Origin of the sequence: Muribaculum sp. An289, assembly GCF_002159555.1 — a bacterium.
GTDB lineage: Bacteria > Bacteroidota > Bacteroidia > Bacteroidales > UBA932 > Merdivivens > Merdivivens faecigallinarum.
In genome coordinates, this window is the sequence record NZ_NFIV01000001.1 from 139142 (window position 1) to 157128 (window position 17987).

Below are 17987 nucleotides of genomic sequence, written 5' to 3' on the forward strand. Positions count from 1 at the left end.
GAAATCCGAAGACGGAATGAAAACATATTTTTACATATTGTCAATCATCGCATTCGCGCTCTTTTCGGGGACATGCCTCGGACAGTCCGGCGAAACATTCGGAAACGCGGTAAGGTTCGACAGGACGACCCACGATTTCGGTACGATAAAATTGGGAAGCGGCCCCGTGGAGTGCGTTTTCACCTTCGAAAACATAAGCGGAGGGCCGATGGCCGTATACAACGTGGTGACGAGCTGCGGCTGCACCACGACAGAATGGACGAAAGAGCCCATAATGCCGGGAGGGAAAGGGAACATTACCATAGAATATACCAATGACGAGGGGCCGTACCCTTTCGACAAGACCATAACCGTATACATGTCCAACTATACGAGGCCCATACTATTACGAGTAAGGGGAGTATGCATCGACAAGGAGAAAAAGCTGGATGAAATCTATACGGAAAGCTACGGGGCGCTGGGACTGAGAAGCAATGAATTTTCGGTAGGGAACATAGACCAGGGAAAATCCAAGGGGGACGAAATATATGTCGCCAACACCTCCGCCTCCCCCGCCAGGATAAGTTTTACGGAAATAACGCCAGGCCTCGAAATAGAGGTCTCGCCCAATCCCATACCGGCAGGCGCCACGGCAAAACTGGCATATACGGTTACGACCGGCCCGGGAGAATGGGGGAAAACCGTTTATGAAGCCACACCGGTAGTGAACGGAAAGGCACAGACAGGCAAGGACCCGTTGAAGATACGGTGCTTCATAAAGGAGGATTTCAGCGGCTGGAGCGAAGAGGAGATAAGGAACGCGGCGCTGCCGATGTTCAATGCGAGCAGCTATACCTTCAACCCAGTAGCGAAAGGCACTGAGGTAAAAGGCTCGTTCTCCCTCAAGAACCACGGGAAGAGCCCGCTCGTAATACACAAGATAGAAGCGGACAGCGACGACATATCCTTTTCACCCGTAAATGAAATAGGAGCCGGGGAAAGCGGAAACATCGACTTCGTTTTCGACACCTCGGACAGGACTCCGGGCGAAGAGGTACTCATAATAGCGACACTTACCACCAACGCGCCGAAAAGGCCGATGATAAACATTTTCATACAGGGATTCATAAAATGAAACAGCAAGGAGATTTTTTCGACGATTACCATAACGACGACAGCGCCCTCGGGATACAGGACGGAGTCGTACATCCGCCGGCCGTAAACCCTTATCTGGACAGGATACCGAAGAGGAAAAAGACCGTACAGCCGGCAGAATTCTACATAGAAGGCATATTCAGGGGGGACAGGACCATACTCAGCCAGGCAATCACGCTCGTGGAAAGTTCTCTCGCCGAACACAGGGCGATAGCCAACGAGATAATCGCCGCCTGCCAGAAACGTTCATCCAAAACCGAAAGCATGCGCATAGGCATAACCGGGGTTCCCGGAGTAGGCAAGAGTACGTTCATCGAAGCCTTCGGAGGGTACATAACCTCACAGGGACACAGGCTGGCCGTATTGGCGATAGATCCGAGCAGCGAGCGCACCAAAGGCAGCATCCTCGGGGACAAGACAAGGATGGAAACCCTGTGCAACGACCCCAACGCCTTCATCAGGCCGAGCCCGAGCGCCGGTTCATTGGGCGGAGTCGCAAGGAAGACAAGGGAAACCATATTGCTGTGCGAAGCAGCCGGCTTCGATGTGATATTCATAGAAACAGTCGGCGTAGGGCAGTCCGAGACGGCCGTCCATTCGATGAGCGACTTCTTCCTGCTGCTGATGCTTTCCGGGGCAGGAGACGAATTGCAGGGAATTAAAAGAGGTATAATGGAGATGTCCGACCTGATAGCGATAACCAAGGCGGACGGGACCAACGTGGACAAGGCGACCATGGCCATGGCACTGTACAGGAATGCGCTCGCGCTGTTCCCTCCTACCGAATCCGGATGGAAACCGACGGCACTGACATCCTCGGCCGTCACACGTGAAGGCCTGAAGGAAATCCTCGAAAAGATAAAAGAGTATTTCACCCTCGTGAAAGGCAACGGATACTATCTGAAAAGGCGTCGCGAGCAGGCGCGTTTCTGGATGTACGAAAGCATAAACGAATCCCTGAAGGAAATGTTCTACGAAGACGGGGAAATAAAGAAAATGCTTCCGTTTTATGAAGAAGCCGTGCTGAAAGGGGAGCTCGAATCCTTCAGCGCCGCAGGGGAACTGCTTGACAGATACCGGAGGAAATGACGGGCATACTTGGCAGCAGCATACTGATTACCGGCATCGTAATCTGCATGATGCTGATGATTGAACTCATAAACGAAAGGACAGGAGGCCGTTTTTTCAGAAAATTCAGTTCTTCGGGAGTAAAACAGGTAATATTCGCCGGACTTTTGGGCTGCATTCCGGGCTGTATCGGAGGCTTCGCGGCCGTTTCGCTCTACAGCCGGAAAATGCTGAGCATGGGAGCGCTTACCGCCATGATGATTGCATCTTCGGGGGACGAAGCGTTCGTAATGCTCGCAATGTTTCCCGGCAAGGCGCTGCTTCTTACCGCCGTACTGTTCGCAATCGCCGTAGTGTCGGGGACAGTAATCGACAGAATGTGGCCGCACGGCATCCGGGACACCGAATACATCGACTGCAAGGATGAACATGAAGAAGGAAAAGGCGCAAGGGAAGACGGCAAAGGCTACCGTCTGAAAAGGGCCGGGCTTGCAGCCGGGTTCCTGCTGTTCATAGCCGTCCTGTCGGGCGGATTCCTCGGGCATTCCCATACGGAAGGGAGCAACGGAGTACAGATCAACCTCCTCAACGAGACATGGATGAATGTCCTGTTCGGCATTTTCGCGCTTTCGTTAGTATTTTACTCGCTGTTCGGAAGCAGGAAGGCCATCGACATCGAAATGCACATCATCAAGAAACACGCCCTGCCGATATTCCTGTGGACACTCGGAGCGCTCGCATTCGTCCACATCCTCATAGAATACGTAGACATGGGGCGCTGGATAAGCGAAAACGCCCCGCTCATGATAGTGCTTGGCTCGCTGATAGGCATAATCCCCGAATCCGGCCCCAACCTCATATTCGTCACCCTCTTCGCAAACGGAAGCATCCCTTTTTCAGTGCTGCTCGCCAATTCGATTTCACAGGACGGACACTCATCAATCCCGCTCCTGGCCGGAAACAAAAGGAGCTTCGTCGTAACGAAGCTCCTGAACACCTTGATAGCGCTTGTATGCGGATTCGCCGCATTCGGCATCGAGAATCTGTTTTCCTGATTTTATTTTAAACAGATTCTTATTCCCTGTCGCCTATGTCAGCATTGCTGTTCACATAGTCCTTGTCAACGATGACCACCGAGCCGTCCCGCGGAACAGTGGATTCATCATACACGAGCTCGAATTCATCCACATAAAGCAGACTTCCCACACCGCCGGTAAAATAATTGCCATAACGGCTTGCACATGAAATTACCACTATGTGCGTGGCTTTGCGGGCCTTGTCCCTCCATGCCTCGTCATCGAGATGGATGAAGAACTCCACCCACTCGCCATTGGTGCTCTTGTCCGTAACGAGCTCCCTGAAAGCGAGTATGTCCGGATCGTCCATGTCTATGTACTGGCGCTTCGTGCTGTTGACATCGAAAGGCTTGTCCCAGGCGGTGAGCATGATGTATATCTGGCACATGTCCGTGCGCCCCATCAAGTCCTCATACGGTTCATCCACCTTGTTTATAACGGCAGGCTCGTATGAATAGTATCCCCTGAGCCCTATAGGACGAGACTCGAAAGGCACGCCGAATTCGAGCAGGGCCGAAAGGCCTTCAGTGCCCTTGTAACGCCCGCTGTAAAGGTTTCCTGCCGCCATCACTCCCAAAACCGATTTCGTTTCAAGACGGGCCGCACGTTTTCCTTCGCCGGCAACCGCAAGAAAATCGTCTTCAGGAGTCGTCGGATTCACAGGGCCCAGCGTATTGGCCCCCATATTGGCCGTATCCCACCATGTTTCCGCATCCTCGGAAGCACGAGGGAACCAAGCTCCCTTGCTGTTTTGGAACCAGGCGTCGTATGAACTGTTCGGCAGTTGCACGGCAGCCTCAGTATGGAAATCGAATTCCGCTGAGTGCTCTTCGCCGGAAACCATCCTCACCACATAATCGGTATCGTCCTGCAAACCCGCAATGGTAGCCGAAACATTGATTCCGTCCACCGAGACATCCCCTTCGAAACGGGTCCAGGACTCGTCCGAAGCCTTTTTATATTCGAAAACCGTTTCCGCCGCATTGCCCGACACGGAACCCGTGACATCGGCACTGAAAGCCCATGCATTCACGGATGAAATGCCGAGGCCGACTTCCCATGGAAGGACCCGCACGCCCCACTTCTCGGAAGTTTCCTCATACGAGACATCGAAATAGACGAGGTCCGTAAAATCATGCACTTCCCTGAAATCGGGAGCAATCACGCTGCCCTCCATGCCGAGTTTCGCTTCGAGGACTTCTATTTCGGAGAGAGGATTGGATTCCGCCACCTTCACGACGACCATTTTTTCTTCATTGTTGATATCTTCGGAACCGACCTGGTTGCGTATCTTGAAATACCTTACAATCTCCTGCCTGGCGATTATGGTCCATTCGAAAGATTCGTACACGCTGACAGTCACGACGACGGGATTGCGCAAATCCATATAGGTTTCCGAGGCATTCTGGACAACCCCCGCCCCGAAACTTATAATGGAATCGTAGTTGGAAGATATTTCCAGAAGTTTTACCGAAGAAAGGTCCACTGTTTCATAAATATCTACAGTCACCGTCCTTGTGGCATTGTCAATGACTGCATCTCCCACCTGGCCTTCAAAGCGGATGGCGGTAATAGCCGGCTTCACATCCGGATAAGACATGTCGTTCTTCAGACAGCCCGTAACGGCCGCCAGCAGAAAGAACGGCAGAACAAAAGAAAATGACTTCCATGCCATGGCTATTTTCCCCTTCCCGTATTTGTCGGTATATAGAATGTGATTCCGAAATCTATGTTGAGGATGTTAATCTTGAAATTCGCCCCGCTCTTTTCAAAAGTCCCCTCATACACCTGATTGGTATATTGTCTCACACGCTTGTAGTCGAAGCCGAGGACACCGACGGATATTTCGAAAGCAGTCTCATTGGTGACGAAAAACACGATTCCCGGGATAAAGCCGAGTTCGAACTGCATCATGTCCTGATAAGTCCCGTACTTGTTCCCGTCCACTACCTTGTAGTTCTTTCCCTGTCCGTAACCTCCAGTAAGCCTGACTTCCGTAAAGAAGCCGAAGCGCTTGCTGTCGCTTATCGGGAAATAGTTCCTCATAGTAAGCGATGCAAGGTAGCTTCTGTCGATAATGTTTCCATCACCTATATCGAAGGCAAGGTCATCGGAAAGGTCTATGGAAGCGCCTCCCATGCCTATGCTGTAGGTATCATAATCGAAACGCGCCCCTAAGGAAAGGTTGTTCTTCACAAAATAGGAAACGTGGGGAGCTATGCCGAAACTGCTTCCCGAAACCGTCATGCCGTCGATAATAAGGAATTTGTAGTTGTCGAAATCATAATTGGCATAAGACACGGACATTCCGGCCATCACAGTCCCTTTGGGCACGAAAACGAAAGATTTGTTCCTGCCCAGGCCTCTGTCGAAACGCTCCGGCTCCTCTTCGGCAAGCATTGCCGGCGTCGAGAAAGCCATGAGCGCCACAGAAACGACAATGGTTTTAAAAAAATTCATTTTCAACAAAAATATTATTCAGCCACCCTATGAACTGTAAGGGTCTTTGATGTTTCCTGTCCTTTCGAATCCACCACCCTTATTGCAAAAGGATAAGGGTCAGGGGAAGCAAACATAAACGACATGAAAAGACCGATGGAAAAAGTATGTTCTGTCTTCCCTTTTATCGGGTCTTCCGCATTGTAAAGCCCCAGTCCGCCGAGGAATTCGGCCAATTCCGGATCGGAAACGTTGGCTATGTCCCAGTTGCCGGAAGCCACGACATCCCCCAGTCCCAACCCGCCGAGAAGGCCGAGAAGGGTCTGTGATTCAATCTTCACATACAGGTTCTCTATCCCGTTTTCAGCCTTTATGGTAACGTCCACTACCGCGGACTGCGCTTCGGCATCGGTAAAGGTCACATCATCGGGGCAGGAGAAAGTGATTTCAGGAGCAGCTCCCACAGGCTCCACCGGCTCTGCCGGCACCGTTATGTCCACATTCCTGTCATTGGTACTTTCGTCTATCGATATCTTTATGGTTCCAGAGCCTTCCGTAGACGGAACCTCCTTCACGGATATGTTCAGTATGAAGTGGTCGCGAGGGTTCACATCCTCGATATCGGTCACTATGTCGACAGGCTCGTCATTGGAAATCCTCTTGCCCACTACATTTACCTTCAATGGCGATACGGCGAAATAGGCGGCCTTCCCTTCCTCTATATATTGGGAAGTGAAAACCAGCGATTTGTCATAATTGACAGCCGTCACCGTCACGCTGTAGTCCTTGATTGCATCCGTAAAAGACTTGTCGAGATTTACCGAAACCTTTACATTGTCAAGCCCGCAGGACAGTTCCACGGTGGTAACTTCGCCTTCCGTTATGGTGAATTCCTTTTCACCGGAGAATGAAGGGGAGTCGAAAGCGGCTTCAGCCACGCCTGAAGTATAAGCCTTGACTGTATACTGGCCTGGGGCGAGCTGTATTTCGGCAGGCATGGCCGAAGCATCCGGATAAGAAGCGACTTCCGTATCACCGGCATCCCTTATCACGACTGCCATGGATGACAGATTGAAATCCACGGCTTTGGTGGAAATGTCGATATAATCATTGCCGTCATATTCCAATGTAAAAGCCAATGTACCCTTTGCCCCGCTGACCATTTTCTCCTGACATGAAGCAGCCGCAAAAGCCGCCACGGCCAGAAACAGATAAATAAATTTCTTCATTTCAAACACAGTTTAAATCAATTTTCCTAACATAAAATCGGCTTTGCAATAAAGTCCGAAGCAGCAAAGGTAATAATTTTTCGGGATTTCAAACAACTGAGCGGAATTTCGTTCCGGGTTCCGTCGGGTCCAAACGACCGCACCTCTGCTCAACTACTGAAAATTTTTTAGTATTTTTGCACGAAATTTTACCGTTGATGAATACGAACGACTACACAGACGACAAGATAATCACGCTCGACTGGAACGAGCATATCCGCCGGCGTGCCGGAATGTACATCGGCCGCCTCGGTAACGGGGAAAGCCCTGACGACGGAATTTATGTGCTACTGAAAGAGATAATAGACAACGCCATAGACGAGTTCATCAGCGGGCACGGAAAGACCATCGTCCTGGAAGTGGACGGAAAGAGCGCCTCGGTAAGGGATTTCGGGCACGGAATACCCCTGAATTCACTTGTAAAAGTAGTGACTACCCTCAACACAGGAGCGAAATTCGACAGCGACGTATACGCCAAGTCCGTGGGGCTTAACGGAGTCGGTTCAAAGGCCGTAAACGCCTTGTCTTCGGAATTCTACATAGAAAGTTTCCGGGACGGGCAATCGAGATATGCCGTATTTTCCGGAGGAAAGCTCCTCGATACCGCGACGAGGCCGACGAATGAAAAAAACGGGACTTTTGTAAGATTCGTGCCGGACATCGATATTTTCGGCGAGTACAACTTCAATCAGGAGTTCGTGGAAACGATGGCGAGGAATTATTCCTACCTCAACAAGAACCTGACTATCAAGCTCAACGGGAAAGACTTCATATCCAGGAACGGACTTCTCGACCTTGTGAACGATTCGATGGTCAAGGAGAAGAAGGAACCGCTTTACAAGCCGATTCATCTTGTCGGGGACGACATCGAGATAGTGATGACCCACGACAACAGTTACGGGGAAAACATAGCTTCATTCGTGAACGGGCAGAACACCCGCGACGGCGGAACCCATCTGGCAGCTTTCCGCGAGGCCATAACCAAGACTATAAAGGAGTTTTACAAAAAAGACTTCGACCCTTCCGACATCAGGCAGGGCATCGTGGGGGCCATAAGCATCAGGATACACGAGCCCAATTTCGAGTCACAGACAAAAATCAAGCTCGGTTCTACGGAGATGTACAAGGACGGCCCTACCGTCAGGAACTATGTAAACAACTTCATAAAGACGAATCTCGACAACTACCTGCACATCAACAGGGAGACCGCCGACATACTGCTCAAGAAAATCCAGAGTTCCGAAAAAGAGCGGAAAGAAATGAGCGGCGTACAGAAAAAGGCGAAAGAGAGGGCGAAAAAGGCCGCCGTACACAACAAGAAACTCTACGACTGCCGTTACCATTACGGGGACAAGAACGAGCTTGGGGAACAGAGTTCCATCTTCATAACGGAGGGCGACTCGGCGAGCGGTACGATAACGACAATCCGGGATGCCAATACGCAGGCGGTCTTCAGCCTGAGAGGAAAACCGCTTAACTGCTACAAGGCAAGCAAAAAGGTGATTTACGAAAACGAGGAATTCAATCTGCTCGTTTCCGCCCTTGGCATAGAAGAGGACTCGGACAACCTCAGGTACAACAATGTCATCATCGCCACCGATGCGGATGACGACGGGATGCACATCAGGATGCTCGTAACCACGTTTTTTCTCAAGTTTTTCCCTGACGTGATACGGCGCGGACATGTCTACATACTCCAGACCCCCCTGTTCAGGGTAAGAAACAAGAAAGAGACGTGTTACTGCTACTCGATTGAAGAAAAGGACACAGCGGCGAAAAAAATGAAGGCAGGAGTCGAGATAACGAGGTTCAAAGGCCTCGGGGAAATCTCGGACCATGAGTTCAGGCATTTCATAGGAAAAGACATAAGGCTGGACAAGGTAATGATAACAGACGAAGACTCCATCCAGGAAATCCTGGAGTTTTACATGGGCGACAACACCATGGAGCGCCAGGAGTTCATAAAGGGGAATCTACGTTCGGAAGTCGAATTGGAAGACATAATGTAAGACCATGTGGAGAAAATTCTGTAAACTGATGCTTAAGATGATGGGCTGGACACCCGTCGATCCCGAGCCTATCCCCGAGCCCAAAGCAGTCGTGCTCGGAGTCCCGCACACATCAATCATGGATTTCTTCGTCTCGTATTTTTACTACAAATCCATAGGCGGAGACCCGCACATAATGATCAAGAAGGAGTTTTTCTTCTGGCCGGTCGGCCCGATTCTGAAAAAATTAGGAGCCATCCCGGTAGACAGGGGTAAGGGAGCCGCCCTGCTGGTACGCTCCATAATCCATGAATTCGAGAAAAAGGACAGGCTGCATCTGGCAATAGCCCCCGAAGGCACACGCAAGGCAGTAAAAAAATGGAAAACGGGCTTCCATACCATCGCACGGGCAGCCAATGTACCTGTATATCTCGGTTACTTCGACTGGGGAACAAAGCGTGTAGGACACGGGCCGCGGTTCGAGCTCAGCGACAATGCCGCCGCAGACCTTGCAAAAATACAGGCCATCTACGAAGAAATGCACCTCGTAGGAAAACATCCCGAGGGCTATCTGACACACTGACGCGCCAAAAGCATCTCGATGAAGTCCCTGCCTTCACGGGCATATCCGTCCATAAGTGAATCCACGGCATCCCAACTGATATCGCGGCTGAAGATTTCTTCGGCGCGGCGGCCGTCGTAGGCGGGAAGGATTCTGTCCGTGAGTCCGACACGGGAAAGCAGGGTCGCAAAACGGTCGTTCATCCCGGCCGCCGCGCCCGTTTCCAGCAAGGAAACGAAAGGGATATGGAAAAGCAGGGCGAATACTGTACCGTGGAAAGAATTGGTCACAAGGCGGTCGGCATATCTGATTTCCAAGAGCCAGTCCGGCACGGAACAGCCGCCCAAAGGCCTGACTGTCCCGAAATCATGTTCTATCCGGGGGTTAAGTGCGGACCGTCCGTGCAGGAGATATGTTGCGGTATGGCCGGAAGGACCGTTGCCGCCGGCGGAAAAGACCTTGTCATAGGCCGAAGCCCCGGCAAGGATGGTCGGGTCAGGAACCGTCCACAGACGGCCTTTGTAACCGAGGGATTCGGCGACATTTACGCCAGTCGTTTCGCGTACCGACAGCAAATCGAAGCGGCCGATATATTTCCGTGCCACTGCTGCGGCCCCTTCGGGATATGAAGTACAGCCGAAGCTCACCGCATAACCGGCCCTGAAGACATCAGCTCCCCCGAAATCGAGCATATATGCAGGTGCAGGCCGGCGTTCACCTTTCATCAGGGTGCGCGGATGGAGCACCTGGTCGCTTCCGGAAACATAGATATCCGCCGCCGGCGGGTCGTTCCGCAACTCCTCCAAAGAACCGTATCTGCGGCTGCGGACAAGGTATTTGCGGCGGAATTCCTCGAAAAGCCTGTCCAGAGCAGCCTCTCGCACATATTGCAAAGGATGCGGCAGCTTCCTGTTTAAGATGAAATTCTTCAGATTATGGTCTCTGTTGCCGGGCTTATAGTCAATCATATAGGCCTCATGGCCAAGATTACGCAGATAAGTCTGCAAGGCGTATGCCTGGAGCACTGCCCCGTAATTGACGGCCCAGTGGAAAGTCATTATGCCTATCTTCATCGCGAAATCCTCAATTTTTTCAAACGTTTTCTCAGGCGCAGGGTGAACGGATCGCGGGTATATTTCCGGATAAGGGGCCCTATCCTCTTCGCACGGGCTGCCTTTCTGAAAAACGCCTCCCTGCCCTTCAACGGCCTGAAATCATTTTCGATGGCCGGGTTGCCGGCAGAAGCCGGGGCGTACGGAGTCTCGACACGCTCGAAATCCACCGAATCGAAAAGCCTTGCACCCTTGGCGGTATTCACCAGCACGAGCCCGACACCCGTATTGTCATCGAAATCCGGCAAGGTTTTCTTCAGATGCCAGTAATCCGCTATGGTCAGATCGCTACCGCTACGGCCCTTGCGGGCAGGGCAACGGTAACATGACGGACGGAGATACAGGTTTTTCAGGAATCCGTCCATAAATACATTCTCATCCTCGCGCTGGGAAAACAGAACCTTGCCGGAACTGTCTTTCATGACGAGGCTGAACCGTTTCCAGCCGGTGACCTTGTCCCTGAAGTTCACCGATGCTGTACCTTCCGGGGCGGTTTCGTCCATATACCTCCTCCATATTCCGGGGCTCGGGACACCATGGCATACAAGGTCCACGGTATAAAGGTTTTCATAATCCTTGCGCAGGAATTTCCTCAGTCCGGCTATCTGGCAGGGCGTGCCCGAATAAAGCACCGGCACTCCGTTTTCCAAAAACATTTTCGTCATGGAATAGGTCCTTCCCGTATCGCTCTGGATATATTTGCTGCCGCTGAAACGTTTCACTCCGTCGGCATCGGAGGCGCAGGCATGGCGGGCGGAACAGAAATCTTCGGAAAACTCCACTCCGAAGACCTGCCCTCCCTGGCGCAAGACCTCACGGGCAAGAGGCAGGAACATTCCTCCCGAGGAACTCTGGATACGCTCCTGCAAATCCCTGTTTTTCGCGGCATAGACCTTCAACGGAAGCCTTTCCACATCCGGGGACAGTACCGGACAGACCTTAACGCACAGGGAGCAATCGATGCATTTTCCTTCATCCACCGAAGGATAGGCGAAACCTTCCGCATCCTCCCGGAACGAAATAGCATTTTTCGGACATACATTGAGGCACGCGCCGCAACCGCAGCAGCCTTCGACGAACGGATTATTTACTGTAGCCATTTTATTTTCCAGTCTTTAAAATTTTCATAAAAAAGCCGCGGACAAGCCCTTTTTCCGAAGCATTCATGCCCGCAAGCCAGAACAACGGCAGATAGACCGCGCAATAGGCAAGGATTCCGAGTGCAAGCCTCCATACGGAATCGAGCCGTATATCCCTGAATATGAAGTACGATACCGCACAGACACAGGCCGGCACCACGCTCATACGGAAAATCTCCTTCCAGAACCGCAGGATGTCTATCCTTTGCACCTTATAATAATATATGTTCATGATGATTATCTGGCCGAGCACCAGGCCTGCCGCCACCGCCCAGGCACAACCCTCGACGCCGTAGCGCTTCGACAGCAGTATCTGCAACACGAGGGAAACGGCGGCCACACCGACATACATCAGGGAACGGAAACGCATCATCCCCTTCGCCTGGAGGATGGTTATACCGAGATTCTGGACAAGCGGGACTGTCAACGGGATGAAAAATATCAGCGAGACGGTGTATACGGCGACTTCGTCATAGTCCGGCCCCGCCCACAAGGCTATGAACTGCCGCCCGAAAACGATGAACCCCGTCAGGACAAAGGCAAGCACGCAATACTGTATCCTGCCCGTCCGTATGAACAGGTCCGATATAGCCTTGTCGCCTTCCCCGCGCGCAACCATGGAGGTGACTTTCGGAAGGAAGACCGATGAAATAGCCGTCGAAAACGACATATACATCTGTTCCAGCCTTACGGCTACGGAAAATACGGCTACCGCCGCCGTACCGGCCACCGCTCCGAGCACGAACTGCCCCGTACTCCAATACACCCTGTCCATCAACACATTAAGCAATATCCAGAAAGAATACGCGGCCACTTCCTTGAAAAATCCGAAACGGAAGCGCCCGAACACGACCTTCACATTCAGCCTTCTGCGGCAGAATATCCAGTTTGCTATCAGCTGCGCTATGTTGAAGACCGTCTGGACCACTACGAGGGCCATCGCCTTGTAACCGAAATGCAGCAGGACAATCATCACCGCCGTACTGAGGAGGAGGCGGCCTATCACGAGCAGTTTCTGGAAAACGAATTTTTCGTATGCGGTTATGATTGAACCGAAAACACTCAGGGGAAAAGTAATCACAAGATTGAAAAGCAGCATGAGCAGCATCGGCTTCATCCGGGCAAGCTCGGAAGCGGTCATCTTCGCACTGAAAACGGCATCCACATTGGCATACAGGAAGCCTCCCGCGACAAGCGCCACAAGGCTTATGGCAGAATAAATCAGGATGAACATCCCGAACATTTCCTGTTGTTCCCGTACCTTGCCTTCCGCCCGGAACTTGGCCGTGTATCTGATTACCGCATTGGTAAAACCGAGGTCGAGCACCGTAAGGTAGGCTATGACGGAAGCCACCAATGAATAGAGCCCGAACTCGCTTTGCCCGAGCATGCGGAGCATATAAGGCATGTACAGAAGCCCCAACAGATTGTTCAGCAGGATTACCGCATAGTTAAGCACGGCCCCCGCCTTGAGTTCCCCGGTACTACCCATATTTTTAACCCCGTCCATCGTTTTCATCAGCCGACACGCTTTCCTTTCAGACAATTCTGGATTTTCAACAAAAAATAAAATGCCGCAAGGGATTTGTCCATGATTCTTATCTTCCACCTTTCCCGCGGAACATTTTCAATGCCAACCGGAAGATAACCCTCCGGGAGCATTTCCTTGAATATGCGCAGAGCCCCCGTCACTCGGTACTCGATGGACAATTTCATGTAATGCAGCAATATGCTGTAACGGTAAAATTCCACCAAAGGCAGGGATTCGGGCACTTCGGCACGGACTTTCCCGGCAAGTTCCAATGCCGCCTGTAGATTGTAACGGCAGGCAGCCAGCCTCTCCCGTGTAAAAGTCCTCGAAGCGCTGCCGTCGCGCATGTAAATCAGGTACAGCACACGCTTCCAGACCATTATGCTTCGGGCGTAAGGCAGGAGCGAATGTATGAAAGTCGAGTCCTCTCCCATCGCCACCCTTTCATCGAACCGGGCCCCGCACCTCTCTATGAAATCCCGCCTGATGACAAGCCCAGTTACAGTCGAACGGAAATATCCCCGACGGAACAGTTCCGGTCCCGAATATGAATGGAAATCCTCCGCCATCCCTTGCCAGGAATATTTTTCCGAACCGTTCCGGGCATAGACTTCCTGCATCATCAGTATCTCCGCACCGCCGAAACGCCGTACCTTTGAGAAAAACTCCCTCAATGCGCCAGGCGCCAGGGCATCGTCGGCATCCAGGAAAACGACCCACCTACCACGTGCCGCATCCAAAGCCAGATTGCGTGCGGAAGACACTCCGCCGTTGGATTTGCGGAGCAGGACGAGATTGGCGTGCCCCGCACGGTAGGACTCCATGATTTCCACAGACCTGTCCGGGCTACCGTCATCCACGGCCACCACTTCGAAAAGGCTGTCTTCGAGCCCTTGGAAATACACCGAATCCAAGGCCCGGGCAATGCAGTCCTCCACGCGGTAAACCGGAATGATTATGGACAGTATAGGCGTTTCATGCTCCATGGATGCAAAATTAGCAAAAATTCATATCTTGATTGCAAAACGCTTTGTCCCCGTGTCAGACATATCGTCCGGTATGACGTTTCTGATGCTGTCAACCACTATGTTCAACATCTTTTCGCGGACGAAATCCTCACGGATCATCAGCGAAACCCTGCGCACCGGGCAGCAGTATCCTCCCTCTTCTCCGGGATGACGGCACACTATCGGACGTACGTTTCCCTGCTGGGAATCACTAAGCAAAGGCACATGAAGTTCCGGGATGACGGTATAGCCGCCGTTGGAGTCCACGACCCTGACGAGCGTATCTATGCTGCCCGCCCTGTATTCCGCATGCGCACTCTCTTTGTTCTGACAGAGGCCGGACACCTCGCCGTTCATGCAATGCCCGTCTTCGAGCACCCACATCCTGTCGGACGAGAGGGATTCGGCAGGGATTCCGTCCAGACGGTAAAATTCGTCTTCGGGCGACACGTAAGCCACGAAACGCTCATAATACATAGGCACTTCCAACAGGGCTCCGTGTTCCTGCGGGGCCACCATGACTGCCATATCAATCTGCGCGGAACGGAGTTTTTCCATCAGGGATTCCGTCCTCATCTCCGACACCCTGAGTTCCACGCCAGGATGGTTGGAACGTATCTCCCGGAAAAGGCCCGGAAGGATGTACGGAGCCACGGTAGGAAGCATGCCCATCGCAATCTTTCCCCTTTCTTCATTACGCTCGTCGAGTATCAGGTCCTCTATCAGCGAGACATCGTAAATCGTCCTCCTCGCCATTTCCACAATCCTTGAGCCCAAGACGGTAGGCTCGACAGGATGGCTGTTGCGGTCGAATATCACGATATCGAGCTCCTCCTCCATTTTCTTTATTGCCGCACTCAAAGTGGGCTGTGTCACTCCACAGGCCTCGGCCGCCTTTACAAAATTGCGATACGCCTCCAGGGCGACGATATATTTTAACGTGGACAGATTGATTTTCATACTAAATGTCTTTTAAACAGCTTCTTATATATAATATTTTTTTTGCAAATATAGTTTTTATCTATAATAATATAAAAAATATCGATTTGTTTTATATATAATACTCTATTACCTTTGCGCCGTGAACATAAGGGACAAATATATGATGAAAAACAGTTTGAAAATATTATTAACCGCCGGAATGATTTTCCTCGCATCTGCATCCGTTTCATGCGGACAGAATGCCGGAACCGGTAAAAAAGACGAAAAAATGAACACAATCAAAATCAACAGGGAACAGTTCCTTGAGAAAATCTACAATTACGAAAAGAATCCGCAGACATGGAAATACGAAGGCGACAAACCGGCGATAGTCGATTTCTTCGCAACATGGTGCGGCCCGTGCAAGGCTCTCGGTCCTGTACTTGAAGAACTTGCAGCAGAATACGCAGACAAACTCTACATTTACAAAGTGGACGTAGACCAGGAACCTGAACTTTCCGGGGCATTCGGAATACGCTCAGTGCCTACCCTTCTCTTCATCCCGGCATCCGGAGAGCCGTCAATGAGCCCAGGAGCACCATCCAAGGCACAACTCAAGCAAATCATTGATGAGCACCTTTTAAAATAAGGAAAGTCTCATAACGGCGCATACTGAAAAGAGCGGGAACCGAACCGATACCCGCTCTCATCGTATATACTAACCTATCTTATTATGAAAACAATCCGTTTTAGTACCATGCCAATTGCGTGCCAAAATCAATTCAACCTTTTGGCAAGGCCGCCCTGGGAAGTTTCCTTGTAAAGGCTCGGTATGTCTTTTCCGGTCTGCTGCATCACGTCCACGACATCGTCGAAACTGACACGGTGACGGCCGTCAGAAAAATTGGAATAAGTGTTGGCATCCAGGGCACGGGCGGCAGCAAAGGCATTGCGCTCGATGCACGGTATCTGCACAAGGCCGCCTACAGGGTCGCAGGTCAGGCCAAGGTGATGCTCCAACCCCATTTCCGCCGCATACTCTATCTGTGAAGGAGTCCCGCCGAACAATTGGCTTGCAGCCGCCGCGGCCATGGCACAAGCGACTCCCACTTCCCCCTGGCAGCCCACGGCCGCACCTGACACGGAAGCGTTTGTCCTGACAACATTTCCGAAAAGGCCCGCCGTAGCCATGGCGTGGAGAATCTTTTTGTCCGAAAACTCACGGCTGCGTTTCAGATGGAAAAGTACGGCAGGAAGCACTCCTGAAGAACCGCAGGTAGGTGCGGTAACAATCTCGCCTCCGCAAGCGTTTTCCTCGGAAACAGCAAGGGCATAAGAATACACCAGGCCCCTTCCCCTTACAGCGTTGCTATAACCGATGGCCTTGATATAATACTCTCCTGCTTTCCTTCTGAGGCCGAGCCCGCCCGGTATCACCCCTTCGGTATCCAGACCGCGGTGTACGGCATCCTGCATCTTCTTCCAGGCCTCGTTCAGATAATCCCATATATCGGAATCCTCGAATTTTTCGACATATTCCCAATAAGAATATCCCGTTCCGCTGCACCACTCACAGATATCGGTTATCCGATTCCTGTCATAAAGTCTGACAGTCTCACGTTCATCCCAGACATCATCGGCAAGAGCCCCGCCCCCCGTACTGTACACGGTCCATGAGCACATCTCCGCTTCTTCTGGACTGAACGCCTTGAACGTCATCCCGTTAGGATGAAGCGGAAGGTTTATTTCGGGAAACCATTTTATTTCCGTGGGAGCTACGTGGCCGAGTACATCCAATATGGCCGTATCAGTCATGTGGCCTTTCCCTGTTGCAGCGAGGGAACCGTAAAGCCCCACTTCGAAACGGGAAACTCCCCGTCCGGCTTTCTCCAAAAACATTTTTGCAGCCCTCATCGGTGCCATGGTATGGCTGCTGGACGGACCGCGCCCTATACGGTAAATATTTTTAATCGAATCCATTTCCAATCCCTACTTTTTTCTGTTCGGATTAAGGACCGCCTTCCTCAACTCGAAATTGGTCCCGAGATATTTTCTTCGCACATCCTCGTTAGCCGCCAATTCCTCTGCCGTCCCGCTCTCAAGGATATTGCCTTCGTAAAGCAGGTAGGCACGGTCGGTAATCGCAAGTGTCTCATGGACATTATGGTCGGTGATTATAATACCTATGTTTTTATATTTGAGTTTTGCGATAATGTGCTGTATATCTTCCACGGCAATGGGGTCCACACCGGCGAAAGGCTCATCAAGCAGTATGAACTTCGGGTCTATGGCCAGCGCACGGGCTATCTCGCAACGCCTTCTCTCGCCTCCGGAGAGCTGGATACCATAACTTTTACGCACCTTGTGAAGACCGAATTCATCTATAAGCGATTCGAGCCGTTCCCTGCGCTCCTCCTTGGTAAAATGGGACATCTCCATGACCGACATTATATTGGCCTCGACACTCAGTTTCCTGAACACCGAAGCCTCCTGGGCCAGATACCCGAGGCCTTTCTGCGCCCTCTTGTACATCGGAAGATTGGTTATCTCCTCGTCATCGAGGAAAATTTTCCCTCCATTCGGCTTGATAAGTCCGGTTATCATATAAAAACTCGTGGTCTTCCCGGCCCCGTTAGGTCCGAGAAGCCCGACGATTTCACCTTGTTCGACATCGAAGGACACGCCCTTTACAACGGTACGCATCCCGTATTTCTTGACAAGATCCCTGCAATAGAGTTTCAT

The 17987-nt window shown here is 51.5% G+C and carries 16 protein-coding genes; 6 read left to right on the forward strand and 10 right to left on the reverse strand.

Annotation, left to right across the window (positions count from 1 at the left end):
- Positions 1-16: 16 nt before the first annotated feature.
- The 3 genes from B5F83_RS00720 to B5F83_RS00730 are packed head-to-tail and all read left to right on the forward strand — an operon-like array spanning position 17 to position 3257.
- Positions 17-1114: a DUF1573 domain-containing protein gene (locus B5F83_RS00720; RefSeq protein ID WP_143822427.1), complete on the forward strand. Its 1098-nt coding sequence runs from the start codon at positions 17-19 to the stop codon at positions 1112-1114.
- Positions 1111-2223 carry a methylmalonyl Co-A mutase-associated GTPase MeaB gene (gene meaB / locus B5F83_RS00725; protein WP_087275755.1) on the forward strand — a complete coding sequence of 371 codons (1113 nt, stop codon included), beginning with the start codon at positions 1111-1113 and terminating at the stop codon, positions 2221-2223. The genes B5F83_RS00720 and meaB overlap by 4 nt, the downstream gene beginning before the upstream one ends.
- Entirely contained in the window at positions 2220-3257 is a 1038-nt protein-coding gene (locus tag B5F83_RS00730; protein ID WP_087275758.1) for a putative manganese transporter, read from the forward strand. Before meaB ends, B5F83_RS00730 begins: the two co-directional genes overlap by 4 nt.
- A 19-nt stretch (positions 3258-3276) precedes the next feature.
- Here B5F83_RS00730 and B5F83_RS00735 read toward each other — a convergent pair whose 3' ends face one another.
- From B5F83_RS00735 to B5F83_RS00745, 3 genes are read right to left on the reverse strand one after another with little or no spacing between them, the layout of a single operon-like run.
- Positions 3277-4953, reverse strand: a complete 1677-nt coding sequence (locus B5F83_RS00735) for a PCMD domain-containing protein (protein WP_087275760.1) — start codon at positions 4951-4953, stop codon at positions 3277-3279.
- A 2-nt stretch (positions 4954-4955) separates the two neighbouring features.
- A complete protein-coding gene (locus B5F83_RS00740; protein ID WP_087275763.1) occupies positions 4956-5738 on the reverse strand; it encodes a hypothetical protein in 783 nt (260 codons plus the stop codon).
- 14 nt (positions 5739-5752) lie between these two features.
- Positions 5753-6946, reverse strand: coding sequence for a DUF4493 domain-containing protein (locus B5F83_RS00745; RefSeq protein WP_087275766.1), 1194 nt, complete (start codon positions 6944-6946; stop codon positions 5753-5755).
- Between the two features lie 197 nt (positions 6947-7143).
- On the opposite strand from B5F83_RS00745, the gene B5F83_RS00750 reads away from it, so the two are divergent.
- On the forward strand, positions 7144-8994 hold the full coding sequence (locus tag B5F83_RS00750; protein ID WP_204207291.1) for a DNA topoisomerase IV subunit B: 1851 nt from the start codon (positions 7144-7146) through the stop codon (positions 8992-8994).
- Between the two features lie 28 nt (positions 8995-9022).
- Entirely contained in the window at positions 9023-9556 is a 534-nt protein-coding gene (locus tag B5F83_RS00755) for a 1-acyl-sn-glycerol-3-phosphate acyltransferase (RefSeq protein WP_158094116.1), read from the forward strand.
- Here B5F83_RS00755 and B5F83_RS00760 read toward each other — a convergent pair.
- The 5 genes from B5F83_RS00760 to B5F83_RS00780 are packed head-to-tail and all read right to left on the reverse strand — an operon-like array spanning position 9541 to position 15284.
- Positions 9541-10608, reverse strand: coding sequence for a polysaccharide pyruvyl transferase family protein (locus tag B5F83_RS00760; protein WP_087275775.1), 1068 nt, complete (start codon positions 10606-10608; stop codon positions 9541-9543). The genes B5F83_RS00755 and B5F83_RS00760 overlap by 16 nt on opposite strands.
- Positions 10605-11747 carry a Coenzyme F420 hydrogenase/dehydrogenase, beta subunit C-terminal domain gene (locus tag B5F83_RS00765; RefSeq protein WP_087275778.1) on the reverse strand — a complete coding sequence of 381 codons (1143 nt, stop codon included), beginning with the start codon at positions 11745-11747 and terminating at the stop codon, positions 10605-10607. The genes B5F83_RS00760 and B5F83_RS00765 overlap by 4 nt, the downstream gene beginning before the upstream one ends.
- A 1-nt stretch (position 11748) precedes the next feature.
- Positions 11749-13296: an oligosaccharide flippase family protein gene (locus B5F83_RS00770; protein ID WP_239383788.1), complete on the reverse strand. Its 1548-nt coding sequence runs from the start codon at positions 13294-13296 to the stop codon at positions 11749-11751.
- Between the two features lie 8 nt (positions 13297-13304).
- Positions 13305-14303: a glycosyltransferase family 2 protein gene (locus B5F83_RS00775; RefSeq protein ID WP_087275781.1), complete on the reverse strand. Its 999-nt coding sequence runs from the start codon at positions 14301-14303 to the stop codon at positions 13305-13307.
- A gap of 21 nt (positions 14304-14324) precedes the next feature.
- Positions 14325-15284 carry a hydrogen peroxide-inducible genes activator gene (locus B5F83_RS00780; RefSeq protein ID WP_087275784.1) on the reverse strand — a complete coding sequence of 320 codons (960 nt, stop codon included), beginning with the start codon at positions 15282-15284 and terminating at the stop codon, positions 14325-14327.
- A gap of 181 nt (positions 15285-15465) precedes the next feature.
- On the opposite strand from B5F83_RS00780, the gene trxA reads away from it, so the two are divergent.
- Positions 15466-15894 carry a thioredoxin gene (gene trxA, locus B5F83_RS00785; protein WP_239383793.1) on the forward strand — a complete coding sequence of 143 codons (429 nt, stop codon included), beginning with the start codon at positions 15466-15468 and terminating at the stop codon, positions 15892-15894.
- Positions 15895-16022: 128 nt separating this feature from the next.
- On the opposite strand, the gene B5F83_RS00790 is transcribed toward trxA, so the two are convergent.
- The gene (locus B5F83_RS00790; RefSeq protein ID WP_087275787.1) at positions 16023-17225 is read right to left on the reverse strand and encodes an L-serine ammonia-lyase, iron-sulfur-dependent, subunit alpha; all 1203 of its coding nucleotides are present in this window, start codon (positions 17223-17225) and stop codon (positions 16023-16025) included.
- Between the two features lie 9 nt (positions 17226-17234).
- Positions 17235-17987 (reverse strand): LPS export ABC transporter ATP-binding protein, encoded by a 753-nt coding sequence (lptB, locus tag B5F83_RS00795; protein WP_087275790.1) that lies wholly within the window; start codon positions 17985-17987, stop codon positions 17235-17237.